13 protein-coding genes and 1 tRNA gene are annotated in these 15,039 nt (G+C 42.6%); 4 read left to right on the top strand and 10 right to left on the bottom strand.

Annotated elements, in window-relative coordinates:
• Positions 1 to 73: 73 nt before the first annotated feature.
• Both ACKPCE_RS12060 and map read right to left on the bottom strand, forming a co-directional pair.
• Positions 74 to 1,321: a DNA recombination protein RmuC gene (locus ACKPCE_RS12060; RefSeq protein ID WP_319505963.1), complete on the bottom strand. Its 1,248-nt coding sequence runs from the start codon at positions 1,319 to 1,321 to the stop codon at positions 74 to 76.
• Positions 1,322 to 1,335: 14 nt separating this feature from the next.
• A complete protein-coding gene (map, locus tag ACKPCE_RS12055) occupies positions 1,336 to 2,190 on the bottom strand; it encodes a type I methionyl aminopeptidase (protein ID WP_024995587.1) in 855 nt (284 codons plus the stop codon).
• Between the two features lie 168 nt (positions 2,191 to 2,358).
• Here map and ACKPCE_RS12050 point away from each other — a divergent pair, with 168 nt between their 5' ends.
• On the top strand, positions 2,359 to 2,847 hold the full coding sequence (locus ACKPCE_RS12050) for a GNAT family N-acetyltransferase (protein ID WP_319505367.1): 489 nt from the start codon (positions 2,359 to 2,361) through the stop codon (positions 2,845 to 2,847).
• 30 nt (positions 2,848 to 2,877) lie between these two features.
• Complete coding sequence (locus tag ACKPCE_RS12045) at positions 2,878 to 3,777, top strand: PhzF family protein (protein WP_319505366.1); 900 nt, start codon at positions 2,878 to 2,880, stop codon at positions 3,775 to 3,777.
• A gap of 47 nt (positions 3,778 to 3,824) precedes the next feature.
• Here the strand turns inward: ACKPCE_RS12045 and ACKPCE_RS12040 are convergent.
• Positions 3,825 to 3,912: transfer RNA gene (locus ACKPCE_RS12040), tRNA-Ser, on the bottom strand.
• A gap of 148 nt (positions 3,913 to 4,060) precedes the next feature.
• On the opposite strand from ACKPCE_RS12040, the gene ACKPCE_RS12035 reads away from it, so the two are divergent.
• On the top strand, positions 4,061 to 4,486 hold the full coding sequence (locus ACKPCE_RS12035) for a hypothetical protein (RefSeq protein WP_276992070.1): 426 nt from the start codon (positions 4,061 to 4,063) through the stop codon (positions 4,484 to 4,486).
• A gap of 92 nt (positions 4,487 to 4,578) precedes the next feature.
• Here ACKPCE_RS12035 and ACKPCE_RS12030 read toward each other — a convergent pair whose 3' ends face one another.
• A complete protein-coding gene (locus ACKPCE_RS12030) occupies positions 4,579 to 5,550 on the bottom strand; it encodes an RluA family pseudouridine synthase (RefSeq protein WP_034782522.1) in 972 nt (323 codons plus the stop codon).
• Positions 5,551 to 5,589: 39 nt separating this feature from the next.
• Positions 5,590 to 7,017, bottom strand: a complete 1,428-nt coding sequence (rlmD, locus tag ACKPCE_RS12025) for a 23S rRNA (uracil(1939)-C(5))-methyltransferase RlmD (protein ID WP_024995584.1) — start codon at positions 7,015 to 7,017, stop codon at positions 5,590 to 5,592.
• Positions 7,018 to 7,214: 197 nt separating this feature from the next.
• Here rlmD and ppdK point away from each other — a divergent pair, with 197 nt between their 5' ends.
• Positions 7,215 to 9,935, top strand: a complete 2,721-nt coding sequence (ppdK, locus tag ACKPCE_RS12020) for a pyruvate, phosphate dikinase (RefSeq protein ID WP_319505365.1) — start codon at positions 7,215 to 7,217, stop codon at positions 9,933 to 9,935.
• A gap of 88 nt (positions 9,936 to 10,023) precedes the next feature.
• Here ppdK and ACKPCE_RS12015 read toward each other — a convergent pair whose 3' ends face one another.
• Genes ACKPCE_RS12015 through ACKPCE_RS11995 form a run of 5 tightly spaced genes read right to left on the bottom strand, consistent with a single transcriptional unit; the run spans position 10,024 to position 15,028 of the window.
• Entirely contained in the window at positions 10,024 to 10,632 is a 609-nt protein-coding gene (locus ACKPCE_RS12015; protein ID WP_319505364.1) for a thiamine phosphate synthase, read from the bottom strand.
• Between the two features lie 57 nt (positions 10,633 to 10,689).
• Entirely contained in the window at positions 10,690 to 11,382 is a 693-nt protein-coding gene (locus ACKPCE_RS12010) for a HesA/MoeB/ThiF family protein (RefSeq protein WP_319505962.1), read from the bottom strand.
• A complete protein-coding gene (gene thiH, locus ACKPCE_RS12005; RefSeq protein WP_319505363.1) occupies positions 11,382 to 12,506 on the bottom strand; it encodes a 2-iminoacetate synthase ThiH in 1,125 nt (374 codons plus the stop codon). Before thiH ends, ACKPCE_RS12010 begins: the two co-directional genes overlap by 1 nt.
• A gap of 18 nt (positions 12,507 to 12,524) precedes the next feature.
• A complete protein-coding gene (thiC, locus tag ACKPCE_RS12000) occupies positions 12,525 to 14,213 on the bottom strand; it encodes a phosphomethylpyrimidine synthase ThiC (RefSeq protein WP_319505362.1) in 1,689 nt (562 codons plus the stop codon).
• A gap of 47 nt (positions 14,214 to 14,260) precedes the next feature.
• Positions 14,261 to 15,028: a thiazole synthase gene (locus ACKPCE_RS11995; RefSeq protein WP_319505361.1), complete on the bottom strand. Its 768-nt coding sequence runs from the start codon at positions 15,026 to 15,028 to the stop codon at positions 14,261 to 14,263.
• Positions 15,029 to 15,039: the final 11 nt, after the last annotated feature.

Genomic DNA, 15,039 nt, shown 5'->3' with positions numbered 1-15,039 from the left:
CGGCATGTTATCAATAACAAATCGCCCCAAAAGCTCTGGTGAACTTTTGGGGCGATTCAGTTTATGTAGCCGATTAAAGATTTTCCGTTGTCTCGTCATCGTCGTCATCAAAAGCTTCCAGAGGAAGAATCTTACGACTTTCATCTTGGGGTAGTTCCTCCACTTGCCGCAACCTACGTTCAATGGCGCGTGTTCGTTTTCCCATTACCTCTTCCAGTTGGTCTCCTGCATTTTGCAGATTCTTTTGAACCTTTTGCAACATGCCACCAAACTTTCCAAATTCTGTTTTGACAGCACCCAACACGCTCCACACTTCACTGGTACGCTTCTGAATAGCCAACGTACGGAAACCCATCTGCAAACTATTTAGTATGGCTCCCAGGGTAGTAGGACCGGTAACCACAATCTTATATTCCTTCTGCAGAGTCTCTACCAATGCCGTTCGCCGAATCACTTCAGCGTAAATGTTTTCAAAAGGTAAAAACATAATAGCAAAATCAGTTGTGGCAGGCGGATCAACATACTTCTCATGAATATCTTTAGCCATTTTCTTAATGACAGTTTCCAGCTGTTTGCCGCAAGCATCCATCGCTACGGCATCTCCGGCCTCAAAAGCATCATAATAGCGTTCGTAAATATCCTGTGGAAATTTGGCATCGACCGGTAAGTACACCACCTCTTCGTTATCATTCTTTCCGGGAAGTTTGATGGCATACTCTACAAAATCGGTAGAACTCTTTTTGGTTTTCACATTGACGGCATATTGCTCCGGACTCAACATCTGCTCCAACAAAGCCCCCAATTGTACTTCACCGAAAGTACCGCGCATCTTCACATTGCTCAGTACTTTCTTCAAGCCCCCAACATCTTGCGCCAACGATTGCATTTCGCCTAGTCCTTTCTGCACGTTTTCGAGCTGCGAACGAACGATTTCAAACGACTGACCAATGCGTTCGTTCAATGTTTTTTGTAGCTTTTCCTCAACCATCACGCGCATATCATCGAGTCTCTTTTCCGTGGAAGTCACCAGTTTATCCTGCTGCTTGGTCAGCTCATCGAATTTTTGCGCCTGCAACTCACCGTTAGCACGCATATTCTGATACATGGCATCTTGCAAATGACGAATGTTTTCACTCAACGTTTGCGTTATTTCCATGCGTAACTCACGAATGCTACGGTTTAGCTCTTCACGGTTTTCTTGCATCTGCTGACGCAAAACGGTTTGCAGTTCATCCCACTGTTTGGTTTGTCTGCGTCCGATAAAAAGGAAAAGCAACACCAGCAGCAACACCAAGTTGACCGTTAGCAAAACAATCTCCATAAAGTAGTAAGCGATTAATAAGTAAGCACCTCGTTGCCCGTTTCCGTAATCAGAATCATTTTCTCCCATTGAGCAGACGGCATGCTATCATCTGTGTAAACAGTCCATCCGTCTTCCTCATCAATGAAAACATCGCACTTACCCATATTAATCATCGGTTCAATAGTAAAAGTCATGCCCGGCAAAATCATCATTCCCGTTCCTTTACGTCCAAAATGCTCTACATCAGGTTCTTCGTGAAACTTAATGCCAACACCATGTCCGCACAACTCACGTACCACACTGTAACCGTTCTTTTCAGCGTGTTGTTGAATGGCCGCACCCACATCACCCAGTCGGGCCCAGGGCTGCGCTGCTTGAATACCAATTTCCAGGCACTCTTTGGTCACATCTACCAATCTTTTGATAGCCGGGTGCACATTGCCAATCATAAACATGCGCGATGCATCCGAGAAATAACCATTATAGATGGTAGAAACATCCACATTGACAATATCGCCGTTCTTCAGAAATTCTTGTTCCGATGGAATGCCGTGACACACTACATCATTAATTGAAGTACAAACACTTTTAGGGAACCCTTCGTAGTTGAGCGGAGCGGGGATGGCACCATGAGCAAGCGTATAGTCATACACCAGCTTATCGATTTCGGCTGTGCTCATTCCCTCACGGATATGTGCCGCTACATGGTCAAGTACTCCTGTATTGATAAGCGCACTAGCCTTTATCCCTTCAATCTGTTCCGGTGTTCTCAGCACTTTTCTAGGGGGGAGTTTAATGCCTTGCTTTCTATATTTTTGGATTCTTTCTTCCATTTCATCCGGATAGTTTTTAGGTGTAAACCGGCCACCATTCATTATTTTTTTCATCTTGTAAGAAGTTTGTCTCACAAAAGTAATGCTTTTATTTTATCCGTTTATCAAAAGAGAATGAATTAAATCATTATTTTCAATAAAAAAGAAAGGACATTTAAGAAAAAAAAGTATTTTTGATGCGGTTTACTAGTAAGATTATTAATTACTTCATAATATCATAATATGATTTCTAAAAGTACCAAACATGATTTTGAGATAATACACGAGATAATAAATGATGCGTCTGTTGCGTACAAAGGAGTAATCCCGGCCGACCGCTGGAAAGAGCCTTACATGACAAAAGAAGAATTGAAACATGAAATAGAAGAAGGTGTTGAAATTTGGAAATATGAGGAAGATGACGAAATTAAAGGAGTAATGGGTATACAATATAAAGGCGATGTGATATTAATACGCCATGCCTATGTTCGTACAACTTCCAGACAAAAAGGTATTGGCGGAAAGCTCTTGACCCATTTAATGAAATTAGCAAGCGTTCCTATACTCATTGGTACTTGGAAAGATGCTACATGGGCAATCAGTTTTTACGAAAAGCACGGCTTTCATCTGGTGGAGGAAAATAAAAAGAATCTATTATTGAAGAAATATTGGTCGATACCTGGCAGGCAAGTGGAAACATCTGTTGTATTAGCTAACACAGACAATATCTGAGGTACGAACAGAACTCAATTCTAAAGAAGGATGAAAGAATTCAATTTTAAGAAGATTGATGCATTTGCAACAGAAAGCTCAACCGGAAACCCGGCAGGGTATATACGTTTGGCTGAACTGGCAGATATAACAACTGCCGAGATGCAACAAATAGCCAAAGAATTAAAAGGCTTTGTCAATGAAGTAGGATATCTAGCTCAAGTTAATGATTTTGAATTCGATCTACGTTACTATTCGTCCGAAAGAGAAGTCGATTTTTGTGGTCATGCAACCATTGCAATCATGTATGATCTGATCAAAACAAATAAATTCTTGGCCGAAGTTCCTACCCTGAAAATAAACACCAACAGAGGTTCTCTCACCGTCTACAATCAAACGAAATCCGAAGATGCCGTTTTCATCATGTCACCCGTACCGGAACACAAGAATATCTTGATTGACAGTGCAGAATTGGCAAAGCAACTGAAACTTACATTGGGTGAAGTCGACGCGAAACGCCCCATATCTGTTATTAATGCGGGGTTAACCACGCTGATTGTGCCCATTGTTTCATTGGAAGCAATTATAAAAATAAACTCCGATATGGAGGAACTAAAACGGTTTTGTGTGAAAAGTCAGATTGATATTATTGAAGTATATACTGCCGAAACACGAAACAAAAGGAATGATTACAGGACAAGAGTTTTTGCGCCCACATTCGGCTATCTTGAAGATCCTGCTACTGGTTCCGGTAATTCCGCCTTTGGTTACTATTTAATAAAAAACGATTGGTGGACGGAAGGACTGCTAACGATAGAACAAAATGGATTAATTGACAATTATAACGTTGTTAAATTGCAAATGCAAAAAGATGAAAGCAATAAGGTCAGGGTCTGTTTTGGTGGTAATGCCGCGACCAGAATTGAAGGAAAATACAAAATATACAAATAAAGGCTGCCCAATAAATCAGACAACCTTTATCACAACGAACAATTTAGCGGAAAGAGTGGGATTCAAACCCACGGTACAGCAAAGCCGTACAACGGATTTCGAGTCCGTCCCGATCGATCACTCTGGCATCTTTCCTTAACTTGGGCGCAAATATACATCTTTTTAGAGTTCGTTATCATCCGTTATTGTGCAAAAAAAGTATAAATAACAAAAGAATCTTTCAAATATAATTTTATCTTTGCACCAAATTTAATTAAGTATCAATTATATAATAAAAACTAAAATGAGAAAATTAAACTATGTAAGCATCTTACTTGCAGTAATCACAGTTCTGGGGTTAACTTCCTGCGAAGAAAATGAAGATTTCCAAAACAGTGAATCAAAATTATGTACCAAATTGTGGGTTGAAGCATATGAAACAAATGCAGGAGACCACTGTACGCATCAATTGGAATTTGCCTACAACGGCTCGGGCCGCGAAATCTTTATTTACCAACGTTACAATACCAGTGGTAGTTTACTAGCACCTTATAAAACTGAAACACGGAGTTTTGTGTGGTATTGGCAAAACGACTACAGAGAGGGGTTAGTTCTAGAGTATGGATCGGGTAACTATATCTATTTTGATGATGTTTGGGTGAGAAATGATTATCTTTCGGGAGTTTTTGATGGAATACAATCTACTTTTACTAATTCCGATATCTTTTAATTAGTCTATAAAATATATTATATAAAAAGAGTGCTCTTCGCAATGAAAAGCACTCTTTTTTATGTAATAATCAAGAGAATAGCCGCTTCAGATTATTCGGTATCAATGACATCTTCCTTTGGTTTTGCTGTCTTTTGTTTCAACATGATTTTCCTGAATTCCGAAGGATAAGGTGTTTCAAACTCTAACAACTCATCGGTTACAGGATGATAGAATGAGAGTTTGTAGGCGTGCAATGCCAAGCGTCCAATAGGATTGTTGCCATCACCGTATTTCACATCTCCCAGAACCGGATGTTTGAGATCTTGCATATGTACGCGAATCTGGTTTTTGCGTCCCGTTTCCAGTTCAAGTTCCAGCAATGAATAACCATTTGCTCTTTTGATTACCTTGTAATGCGTAATGGCTTTATCACCTCCGTTATTGGTCATGCTTGAGTAAGTGATAAATACCTTGTTGTCTTTCAACCACGAAGTAATGGTACCACCGTCTTTCTCCACCTCACCCGATACAACAGCCACATACCTTCTGTCTTTCACAATTCTGTCCCAATAATCCTGCAAAGTAATTTTGGTCTTCTCATCCTTGGCAAAAACCAATAAGCCCGATGTATCACGGTCTAAGCGATGTACCACATATATTCTATGGTTTTTGCCGGAGCGCTGTACATATTCATTCAAGATGCTGTGAGCAGTACGTTCCTTCTGCTTATCAGTTCCTATAGTGAGAAGTCCTTCACGTTTATCAACCACCAAAAGATAAGCATCTTCGTATACCAGTTTCAGGAGACTGCTTCTAAATTCTTTATTGCCCTTATTTTTGCTCACCTGCACTTTCATACCCGGCTTAAGCGGATGATTATATTGCGTGCGGATCACATTGTCGACCATAACCATGCGCTTGCTCAACAGAGATTTCGCTGTAGTTCTGCTTATACCGTCTATCTTATTCATTAAGAAATCCATCAGTTCGCTGGCTTCTTTCACAGAATACGCTGTATATTTTGCCTTAGCTCTTGCTACAGGCTTACTCTTCTTTTCTTTTTTCTTTTTGGTTATCACCATAATTCATCATTTATAAAGACCATTCATACGGTCCGGTTTTTATCGCTTTTCAAGCAATACCACATTCTCAACGTGATGCGTATGCGGGAACATATCTACCGGTTGCACGGCAGTCACTTTATATTTTTCATCCAACAAAGCCAAATCACGCGCTTGTGTTGCCGGATTGCAACTCACATAAACAATGCGTTGAGGTTCTGCAAACAAAATAACATCTACTACATCCTGATGCATACCGGCACGGGGAGGATCGGTAATGATCACATCCGGTCTGCCATATTGGTTGATAAAATCTTGCGTCAGCATGTCTTTCATATCACCGGCAAAGAACAACGTATTCTTGATGCCGTTAATATCAGCATTCACCTTAGCATCTTCAATAGCCTCGGGAACATATTCAATACCAATAACCTGTTTGGCCTTGCTTGCAACGAAATTGGCAATAGTACCTGTACCCGTATACAAATCATATACCAGCTCATTGCCCGTTAGTTGTGCGAAGTTTCGAGTTATCTTATACAAATTATAAGCTTGTTCGGAATTGGTTTGATAGAATGACTTCGGACCGATTTTAAATTTCAATCCTTCCATCTCCTCATAAATGTAATCGTTCCCTTTGAAGACAAACACGTCTCTGTCTGTTATCGTATCGTTGCATTTATTATTAATAATATAAAGGAGAGAAGTTATTTCGGGGAAAGAATCTGCCATGTGCTGCAACAGTTTCTTAAAGAGTACCATTTCTTCCTCATGGTGTTCTTCGTCAATGCGGCAGATAAGAATGACCATCAGTTCTCCCGTAGTAGAGGTACGAATAATCATGTTACGAAGCATACCTACCTGATTGCGCAAGTCAAAGAAGCTATAATTATGCTCATAGGCATAGTCGCGTACAGCATTACGTATACGGTTTGAAATATCATCTTGCAACCAGCATTTCTCTATGGCCAGCACTTTATCAAACGCATTAGGAATGTGAAATCCCACCGCATTCATCTGATCATAAGTTACGTTTTGCTTTACTTCTTCGTAAGTAAGCCAACGCTTATTAGAAAAAGTGAATTCCAGCTTGTTACGGTAAAACGTTGTCTTCTCAGATCCCAGAATAGGAGAGATCTCCGGAAGTTCAATCTTTCCGATGCGGGTCAGATTGTCCGTTACTTGTTTCTGCTTGTACTTTATTTGCTCTTGATAAGGTAAAATTTGCCATTTGCATCCGCCACACACACCGTAATGTTCACAAAATGCTACCTCACGGACAGGTGAATACTCATGGAATTTCACAGCTTCAGCTTCCGCATATTTGTTTTTCTTTCTCTTGACTTGTAAATCGACCACATCTCCGGGCACAACAAAGGGAACAAACACTACCAAATCGTCAATCTTAGCAATTGCTTTTCCTTCAGCCGCCACATCTTTTATAGTCACCTTCTCCAAAAAGGGAAGTTCTTTTTTCTTTCTTGCCACTTTTACACCAGTATAATTAATTATTTTGCAAAAATAAGCATTTTTGGGAGAATTCTCTCTATCTCTATAAATATTAAATATTGCCATCTTGAAATTACATTTAACGTGAATATTTTTCCCTAAAATGTTTTGCAGTCTCCAAAATATCATTAGTTTTGCGAACAGAAAAAACCTTATATAACTTTAAACACACACTTATGGACAAAAAAAGAGTCTACACCTTCGGGAACGGACAAGCCGAAGGTAGAGCCGACATGAAAAACCTTTTAGGCGGCAAAGGGGCAAACCTGGCAGAAATGAACCTGATTGGCGTTCCGGTGCCTCCCGGATTTACAATAACCACTGAAGTTTGTACTGAATACTATGAACTAGGTCACAACAAAGTGGTTGCCCTACTTAAAAACGAGGTTGAACAAGCCATTGCACATATTGAAACATTGATGAGATCCAAATTCGGCGACGTGGAGAATCCTTTATTGGTTTCCGTACGTTCGGGAGCTCGTGCTTCCATGCCCGGTATGATGGATACGATTCTGAATTTAGGTTTAAACGACGAGGTGGTTGAAGGACTAACCCGTAAAACAGGCAATGCACGTTTTGCATGGGATTCATACCGTCGTTTTGTTCAGATGTATGGCGATGTGGTACTTGGAATGAAACCTTCAAACAAGGAAGAAATTGATCCTTTTGAGGAAATTATTGAGGAAGTGAAACACGCCAAGGGCGTTAAGCTCGACAACGAACTCAAGGTAGAGGATCTGAAAGAACTGGTTGCTAAGTTTAAAGCTGCTGTGAAAGAACGTACCGGTAAGGATTTTCCTACATCTGCTTTCGAACAGTTATGGGGAGCCGTATGTGCCGTATTCAATTCCTGGATGAACGAACGTGCCATCTTGTACCGCAAAATGGAAGGTATACCCGACGAATGGGGAACGGCTGTTACCGTGCAAGCCATGGTATTTGGAAATATGGGCGAAACATCGGCAACGGGAGTGTGTTTTTCACGCGATGCCGGTACCGGTGAAGATCTTTTCAACGGTGAATACCTGATTAATGCACAGGGCGAAGATGTGGTAGCTGGAATACGCACTCCACAACAAATTACACTCATCGGTTCGCAACGTTGGGCTGCTTTGGCAGGCGTTAGTGAGGAGACTCGTTCCAAATGCTACCCGTCAATGGAAGAGGCTATGCCCGAGATTTATGCTGAACTTGATCGTTTGCAAACCAAACTGGAAAATCACTACCGTGACATGCAAGACATGGAATTCACCGTTCAGGAAGGCAAGTTGTGGTTCCTGCAAACGCGTAACGGTAAACGTACCGGTGCTGCTATGGTTAAAATTGCCATGGATTTGTTACGCCAAGGAATGATTGACGAGAAAATAGCTATACTTCGCGTAGAACCTAATAAATTAGATGAACTGCTTCATCCGGTATTTGATAAAATAGCTTTAAGTCAAGCCATTGTACTGACTCGTGGACTTCCGGCTTCGCCTGGGGCTGCCACCGGACAAATTGTATTCTTTGCTGATGATGCCGCCGAATGGCATGCTGCCGGTAATAAGGTGGTGATGGTTCGTCTGGAAACTTCTCCGGAAGACTTGGCCGGAATGCAAGTAGCACAAGGTATTCTCACGGCTCGCGGAGGTATGACTTCGCATGCAGCTGTAGTGGCCAGAGGAATGGGTAAATGCTGTGTATCAGGTGCAGGTGCTCTCAATATTGATTACAAAGCTCGTACGGTAGAGATTGACGGAACCGTGTTAAAAGAAGGTGATTTCATCTCAATTAACGGTAGTACAGGAGAGGTTTACCAAGGCAAAGTAGAAACCCGTGCTGCCGAGTTATCAGACGACTTCTCTGAATTAATGAAACTTGCCGATAAATATACCAAATTGCAAGTAAGGACTAATGCCGACACGCCTCACGATGCTGCTGTTGCCCGTAATTTTGGTGCGGTCGGTATCGGCTTGTGCCGCACGGAACACATGTTCTTTGAAGGTGAAAAGATTAAAGCCATGCGCGAAATGATTCTGGCTGTTGATGCTGAAGGCAGACGCAAAGCTTTAGCCAAAATATTACCTTATCAGCAAGATGATTTTAAAGGAATATTTAAAGCCATGCAAGGCTATCCGGTTACAGTTCGTTTGCTGGATCCTCCTTTGCATGAGTTTGTTCCGCATGATTTGAAAGGTCAGGAAGAAATGGCAGAAGCCATGGGAGTTACGCTTGCGTATATTCAGCAGCGTGTGGAAGCTTTGTGCGAACACAACCCTATGTTAGGACACCGCGGATGTCGCTTAGGAAACACGTATCCTGAAATAACTCAAATGCAGACTCGTGCCATTCTGGGAGCTGCACTTGAACTGAAAAAAGAAGGCATAACAACGATACCTGAAATCATGGTTCCGCTGACCGGAATTGTGTACGAATTCAACGAGCAAGAAAAGGTGATTCGCAGCGAGGCTGAAGCTTTATTTGCCGAAAAGGGAATGCGCATTGAGTTTAAAGTAGGTACGATGATTGAAATACCTCGTGCAGCACTTACAGCCAACAAGATTGCTGCATCGGCAGAATTCTTCTCCTTTGGAACCAATGACCTCACACAAATGACATTTGGTTACTCTCGTGATGACATTGCTTCTTTCCTCCCGGTATATCTGGAAAAGAAAATATTAAAGGTAGACCCATTCCAAGTACTGGATCAGAATGGAGTGGGACAGCTGGTAAGAATGGCAACCGAGAAAGGACGTTCTGTTCGTCCCGATTTGAAATGTGGTATTTGCGGTGAACACGGTGGTGAACCTTCTTCTGTGAAGTTCTGCCATAAAGTGGGACTCAATTACGTAAGCTGTTCTCCTTTCAGGGTGCCCATTGCTCGCTTAGCAGCAGCGCAGGCAGCCATTGAAGAATGATTTATCCTTAAATTTAAGTTTTTTATATCAAAAAATGGGGCTGCTTTTTTGGCAGCCCTGTTTATTGTGTATAATGATGATTCTGTTTTTATTCCGCCATATCCTTTAACTGTCGGAAATGCTCTACAATACCTTTGTAGTTTATTTCAGTACATGCATCGAACTTATTCCAAAGATCACCTAATACAGCCGCACCTCCAAATCCGAAATCTTTTATTTCGGGTAATGTTTCAGGAGTTATGCCCCCTAGAGCAATGACTTTCTTATCAATAATCTTTTTGGCAACTGCTTCTCTTATTTCCTCAGGCGTATAAGGAGGCTCGTAAGAAGCTTTCGATATACTGGGGTAAACCGGACTCAGAAAAACATATTCGTATTTATCTTTGTACTGCTCAACCTCTTCCAAGGAATGACAAGAGAAACTCACATGTCCGTGGTAATCATGAGGTTCCTCCGGATTACGACGATTCAAGTGAATACCCATCAAATCAAACTCATTTTTCAAATAAAAATGGTCATGCGTTACGATGCGACGATGATACTTCTCGGGTATCAAAGTCAGCAGTCTTTCCGCATAAATAGCCGGCATGTCGGGCTTACGTAAGTGAAGGATATCCAGTCCTTCTTCGAAGAGAGTAGTAATGATTTTATCCTCTTCTACAAAGTAATTCGGAGTCGTTATTACAATCAGTTTCATTCTAAAAATGTGAAAATTGCCACAAAGTTAGCTCATTCATGCCATACGCTCCAAACTTTATAGTGAAAAGATGTTAGTTTGCAAGGTTCTAATATCTATAGTCCAAAGTTTACCCGCCATCACTTCACCCAAACCACAAATAATCTTCACGGCTTCCATAGCCTGCACACAGCCTGTTACACCCGGTGTCATACCTATTACGCCTTTGGGAGGCGGGGGCATTTTGAGCATCAACTCTTCATCGGGAAATAAGTCGCGATATGTTTTATCCGAATTGTGGTTAAAGACAGATACCTGCCCCTCGAAACCACAAATAGCCCCGTACACATAGGGCTTACCCAACTTTACGCATACGTCGTTTATCAAATACCGGGTGGCAAAATTATCGCATCCGTCAACCACCAAATCGTAAGCACCAATCAGCTCTTCAGCATTCTCCTTCGTCAACCTGCCCGAAAAAGCATGAATGGTAATACTCCGATTGAGCGCCTGCAAACGCATGGCAGCACACACTGCCTTCAAATCACCCGTTTCATCCTCCGTATACAATACCTGCCTATGCAGGTTCGACACATCTACCACATCACAATCTACCAGTCCCAGCGTACCTACGCCGGCACCAGCCAGATAAAGGGCGATGGGAGAGCCCAGTCCCCCAACGCCAACAACAAGTACTTTAGCAGCTTGCAGCTTGTCTTGCCCTTCCTGACCTATTTCCGGGAGCATCATCTGCCTGTTATATCTCTCCATCATTTTATTCTGTCTAATGCTAAATCCCAGTCTTTGTATACCGGTATTCTTCCCAATGCACGCAAGGCAGCATCAACCTCCACTGCTTTACGTTCGTCACTCACATGAAATTGCTCCAATGTTTGCGGATAACTGAAGTAACCACCCGGTTCAGTCTTACTTTCCGCACTCATGGTTGTTACCCCCAACGTAGCCATCTGATCACGAAGTTCGGCACATTCGCGGGTGGAATAGGAGATATCCACATCATGATCAAAGATACGCATCGCAAAGGTCAGCTGTGCCAGTTCCCGATCACTCATAACGACATTGGGTTGAAATCCTCCATTTTCAGAAGGCCTCATGCGAGGAAAGTTTACACTGTACTTTGTTTTCCAATAATGCTTTTGTAAGTAACGCAAGTGATAAGCCATCATGGTAACATCTGTGCGCCACTCTTCTAAACCAATCAGTACACCCATACCTATTTTATGTATGCCGGCTTGTCCCATACGGTCGAAGCCGTTAACACGCCATTCAAATTTAGACTTCATCCCGCGAGGGTGATAAAGGTTGTAATTAGCTCGGTTATACGTTTCCTGGAAACAGATAACTCCATTTAATCCAGCATGTGTAAGTTGCTCATATTCTTCTGATTTAAGAGGCATAACCTCAATTTGAAGATTAGAAAAATAAGGGCGTGCTAATAACAAAGCCCGCTTGATGTAATCAACCCCTGCCTTAGCCGGATTCTCGCCCGTTACCAATAATAAATTCTCAAAAGGAGCCAGCTTCTTAATGGCTTTGTATTCGTTAATCATTTCCTTTTCCGTGAGGATGGTACGCTTCATGGGATTGTTATGATTAAAGCCGCAATAGATACATGAATTGGTACAAGAATTGGTAATATAGAGCGGGATAAACATAGAAATAGTTTTACCAAAACGTTCCAATGTATACTTTCGGCTAAGCTGCGCCATCACCTCCAGATAAGGTATTGCCGCAGGTGAAATAAGTGCTTTGAAATCCTCCACGTCCAGACGCTTTTTTGCTAAGGCCCTACGCACATCGGCATCGGTCTTTTCGTAGATATCGCGGGTTGTCTGTTCCCACGATATCTTTTCCAGTTCTTCTGAAAACCACATATTATTTCTTTTAGTGCCCTATAAACTACAATTACTCAAATCTCTGCTCAAACGCATGGCACAGAAGTTAGGACCGCACATGGTACAGTATTCTCCTTCTTCGTGATGCCCCGCTTTGAAGTACTCCAATGCTCTCTCCGGATCAAGTGACAAGTTAAACTGATCTTTCCAACGGAACTCGTAGCGAGCTTTTGACAGCGCATTGTCTCTTACCTGAGCTACAGGATGCCCTTTTGCCAAATCGGCCGCATGAGCTGCCAGCTTATAAGTCACCACCCCGGTACGCACATCTTCTTTATCAGGCAATCCTAAATGTTCCTTAGGCGTGACATAACATAGCATGGCTGTGCCCATCCAGCCAATCTGCGCAGCTCCAATGGCCGATGTAATGTGGTCGTAGCCCGGTGCAATATCCGTTACCAAAGGACCTAAAGTATAAAAAGGAGCTTCGTGACAAGCCTTCATCTGACGGTCCATATTTTCACGCAGCTTGTGCATTGGTACATGTCCGGGACCTTCAATAAATGCCTGAACATTCTTATTCCATGTTCGTTGCACCAGTTCGCCTAGAGTATCGAGTTCAGCAAACTGAGCTTCATCATTGGCATCGTGAATGGAGCCGGGACGTAAACCGTCGCCCAACGAAATGGCTACATCATATTGGGCCAGTAAATCACAAATATCATCAAAATGCTCGTATAAAAAGCTCTCACGGTTGTGTACCAAACACCATTTTGACATGATACTACCTCCGCGTGACACGATTCCGGTCAGTCGTTTCTCCGCCAAGTAAACATTTTGCAAACGAATACCGGCGTGTATGGTAAAGTAATCGACTCCTTGCTCGCACTGTTCCAACAGTGTGTCCCGGTATATTTCCCACGTAAGATCTTCCACTTTACCATTCACCTTTTCCAGTGCCTGATAAATAGGGACAGTGCCCACCGGTACCGGACAGTTTCGGATAATCCATTCGCGTGTTTCATGAATATTGGCTCCGGTTGAAAGATCCATTAAGGTATCACCGCCCCATTTACAGCTCCAAATAGCCTTTTCAACTTCCTCCTCCATGCTCGAAGAGGTAGCCGAATTCCCAATATTGGTATTAATCTTCACCAAAAAATTACGTCCGATAATCATAGGTTCCGCTTCCGGATGATTGATATTGGCAGGAATCACAGCCCGTCCGGCAGCGATCTCATCTCGTACAAACTCGGGAGTAATGTGCGTATCAATACCCAGTTGGTCGCAGTTCATGTTTTCACGGATGGCCACGTATTCCATTTCGGGCGTAATCATTCCGCAACGAGCGTAGTATAGTTGAGTAATTTGCTTACCAGCAGCCGCCACATAAGGTGGAACCGTGTTTTTAAACCGAAGCGTATCCAAAAAAGAGTCTTTCAGACGCATACGTCCGTACTCAGAAGTGATCTCTTCTAGTTGTACAATATCATCATTACACCGAATAAAACGTTCGCGTATGCGGGGCAAGCCTCTTTCCAAATCAATGCAAACATCAGGATCGCTGTAAGCGCCACTGGTATCGTATAAGTAAACATCCTGATTTTGAACCAGTTCTTTTTTCCCATCTTTAACCGTTACGGTTGGCATTTGTTCAACTTTACGCATACCCACGTGTAAATCAGGGTAGTGGGTCCCTGTCATATATACTTTTTCCGATGCTGGAAATTCAATTCTATTTTTCATCTTTATAGGTTTATTTCGTTTTTGTCACGTTAAACAATACGCTTCATTTAATCCAGAAATGCGGTAAGTGGTGAACTGGCATCTGCCAAGATTCCCGTCATACCCGGACCTGCTTCAAACGCTCTTTGTCCGGCAATAACTGCCTCTTTGAATGCAACAGCCATGGCTACCGGATTGCCTGCTACAGCTATAGCCGTATTAACCAATACAGCCGAAGCCCCCATTTCCATGGCTTCGGCAGCATGGCTGGGCACACCGATACCGGCATCTACCACCACAGGAACGTTAGCCTGTTCAATGATGATACGAAGGAAGTCACGTGTTTGTAACCCCATATTGGTACCAATGGGAGCGCCCAACGGCATCACAACAGCCGCACCTGCCTCTTCCAGACGTTTGCAAAACACAGGATCGGCCTGACAGTAGGGGAGTACTACGAATCCCAGTTTCACGAGTTCTTCCGTGGCCTTTAATGTTTCAATAGGATCGGGCAGCAAGTAACGCGGATCAGGATGAATTTCCAGCTTTAACCAATTGGTACCAAAGGCTTCACGTGCCATTTGTGCTGCAAAGACAGCCTCTTCGGCATTGCGTGCGCCCGATGTATTAGGTAGCAGTCCGATACCCGGATGCACAATGTGTTTCAGCATGTCATCTTCCTGATTATCCATGTCGATTCGTTTCATTGCCACTGTGACCAGTTGTGTGCCCGAAGCCAGAATAGCTTCTTCCATCAGTTCATTCGAACTAAATTTTCCCGTTCCCAAGAACAGACGGGAGGTAAACTCTCTCCCTGCAATTGTAAGTTTCTTCATTGTATTCATTT

It is taken from the genome of Bacteroides graminisolvens, assembly GCF_963666085.1.
Lineage (GTDB): Bacteria > Bacteroidota > Bacteroidia > Bacteroidales > Bacteroidaceae > Bacteroides > Bacteroides graminisolvens.
Note: the sequence above shows the minus strand (reverse complement) of the source record. Positions and strands in the feature narration are given on the sequence as shown.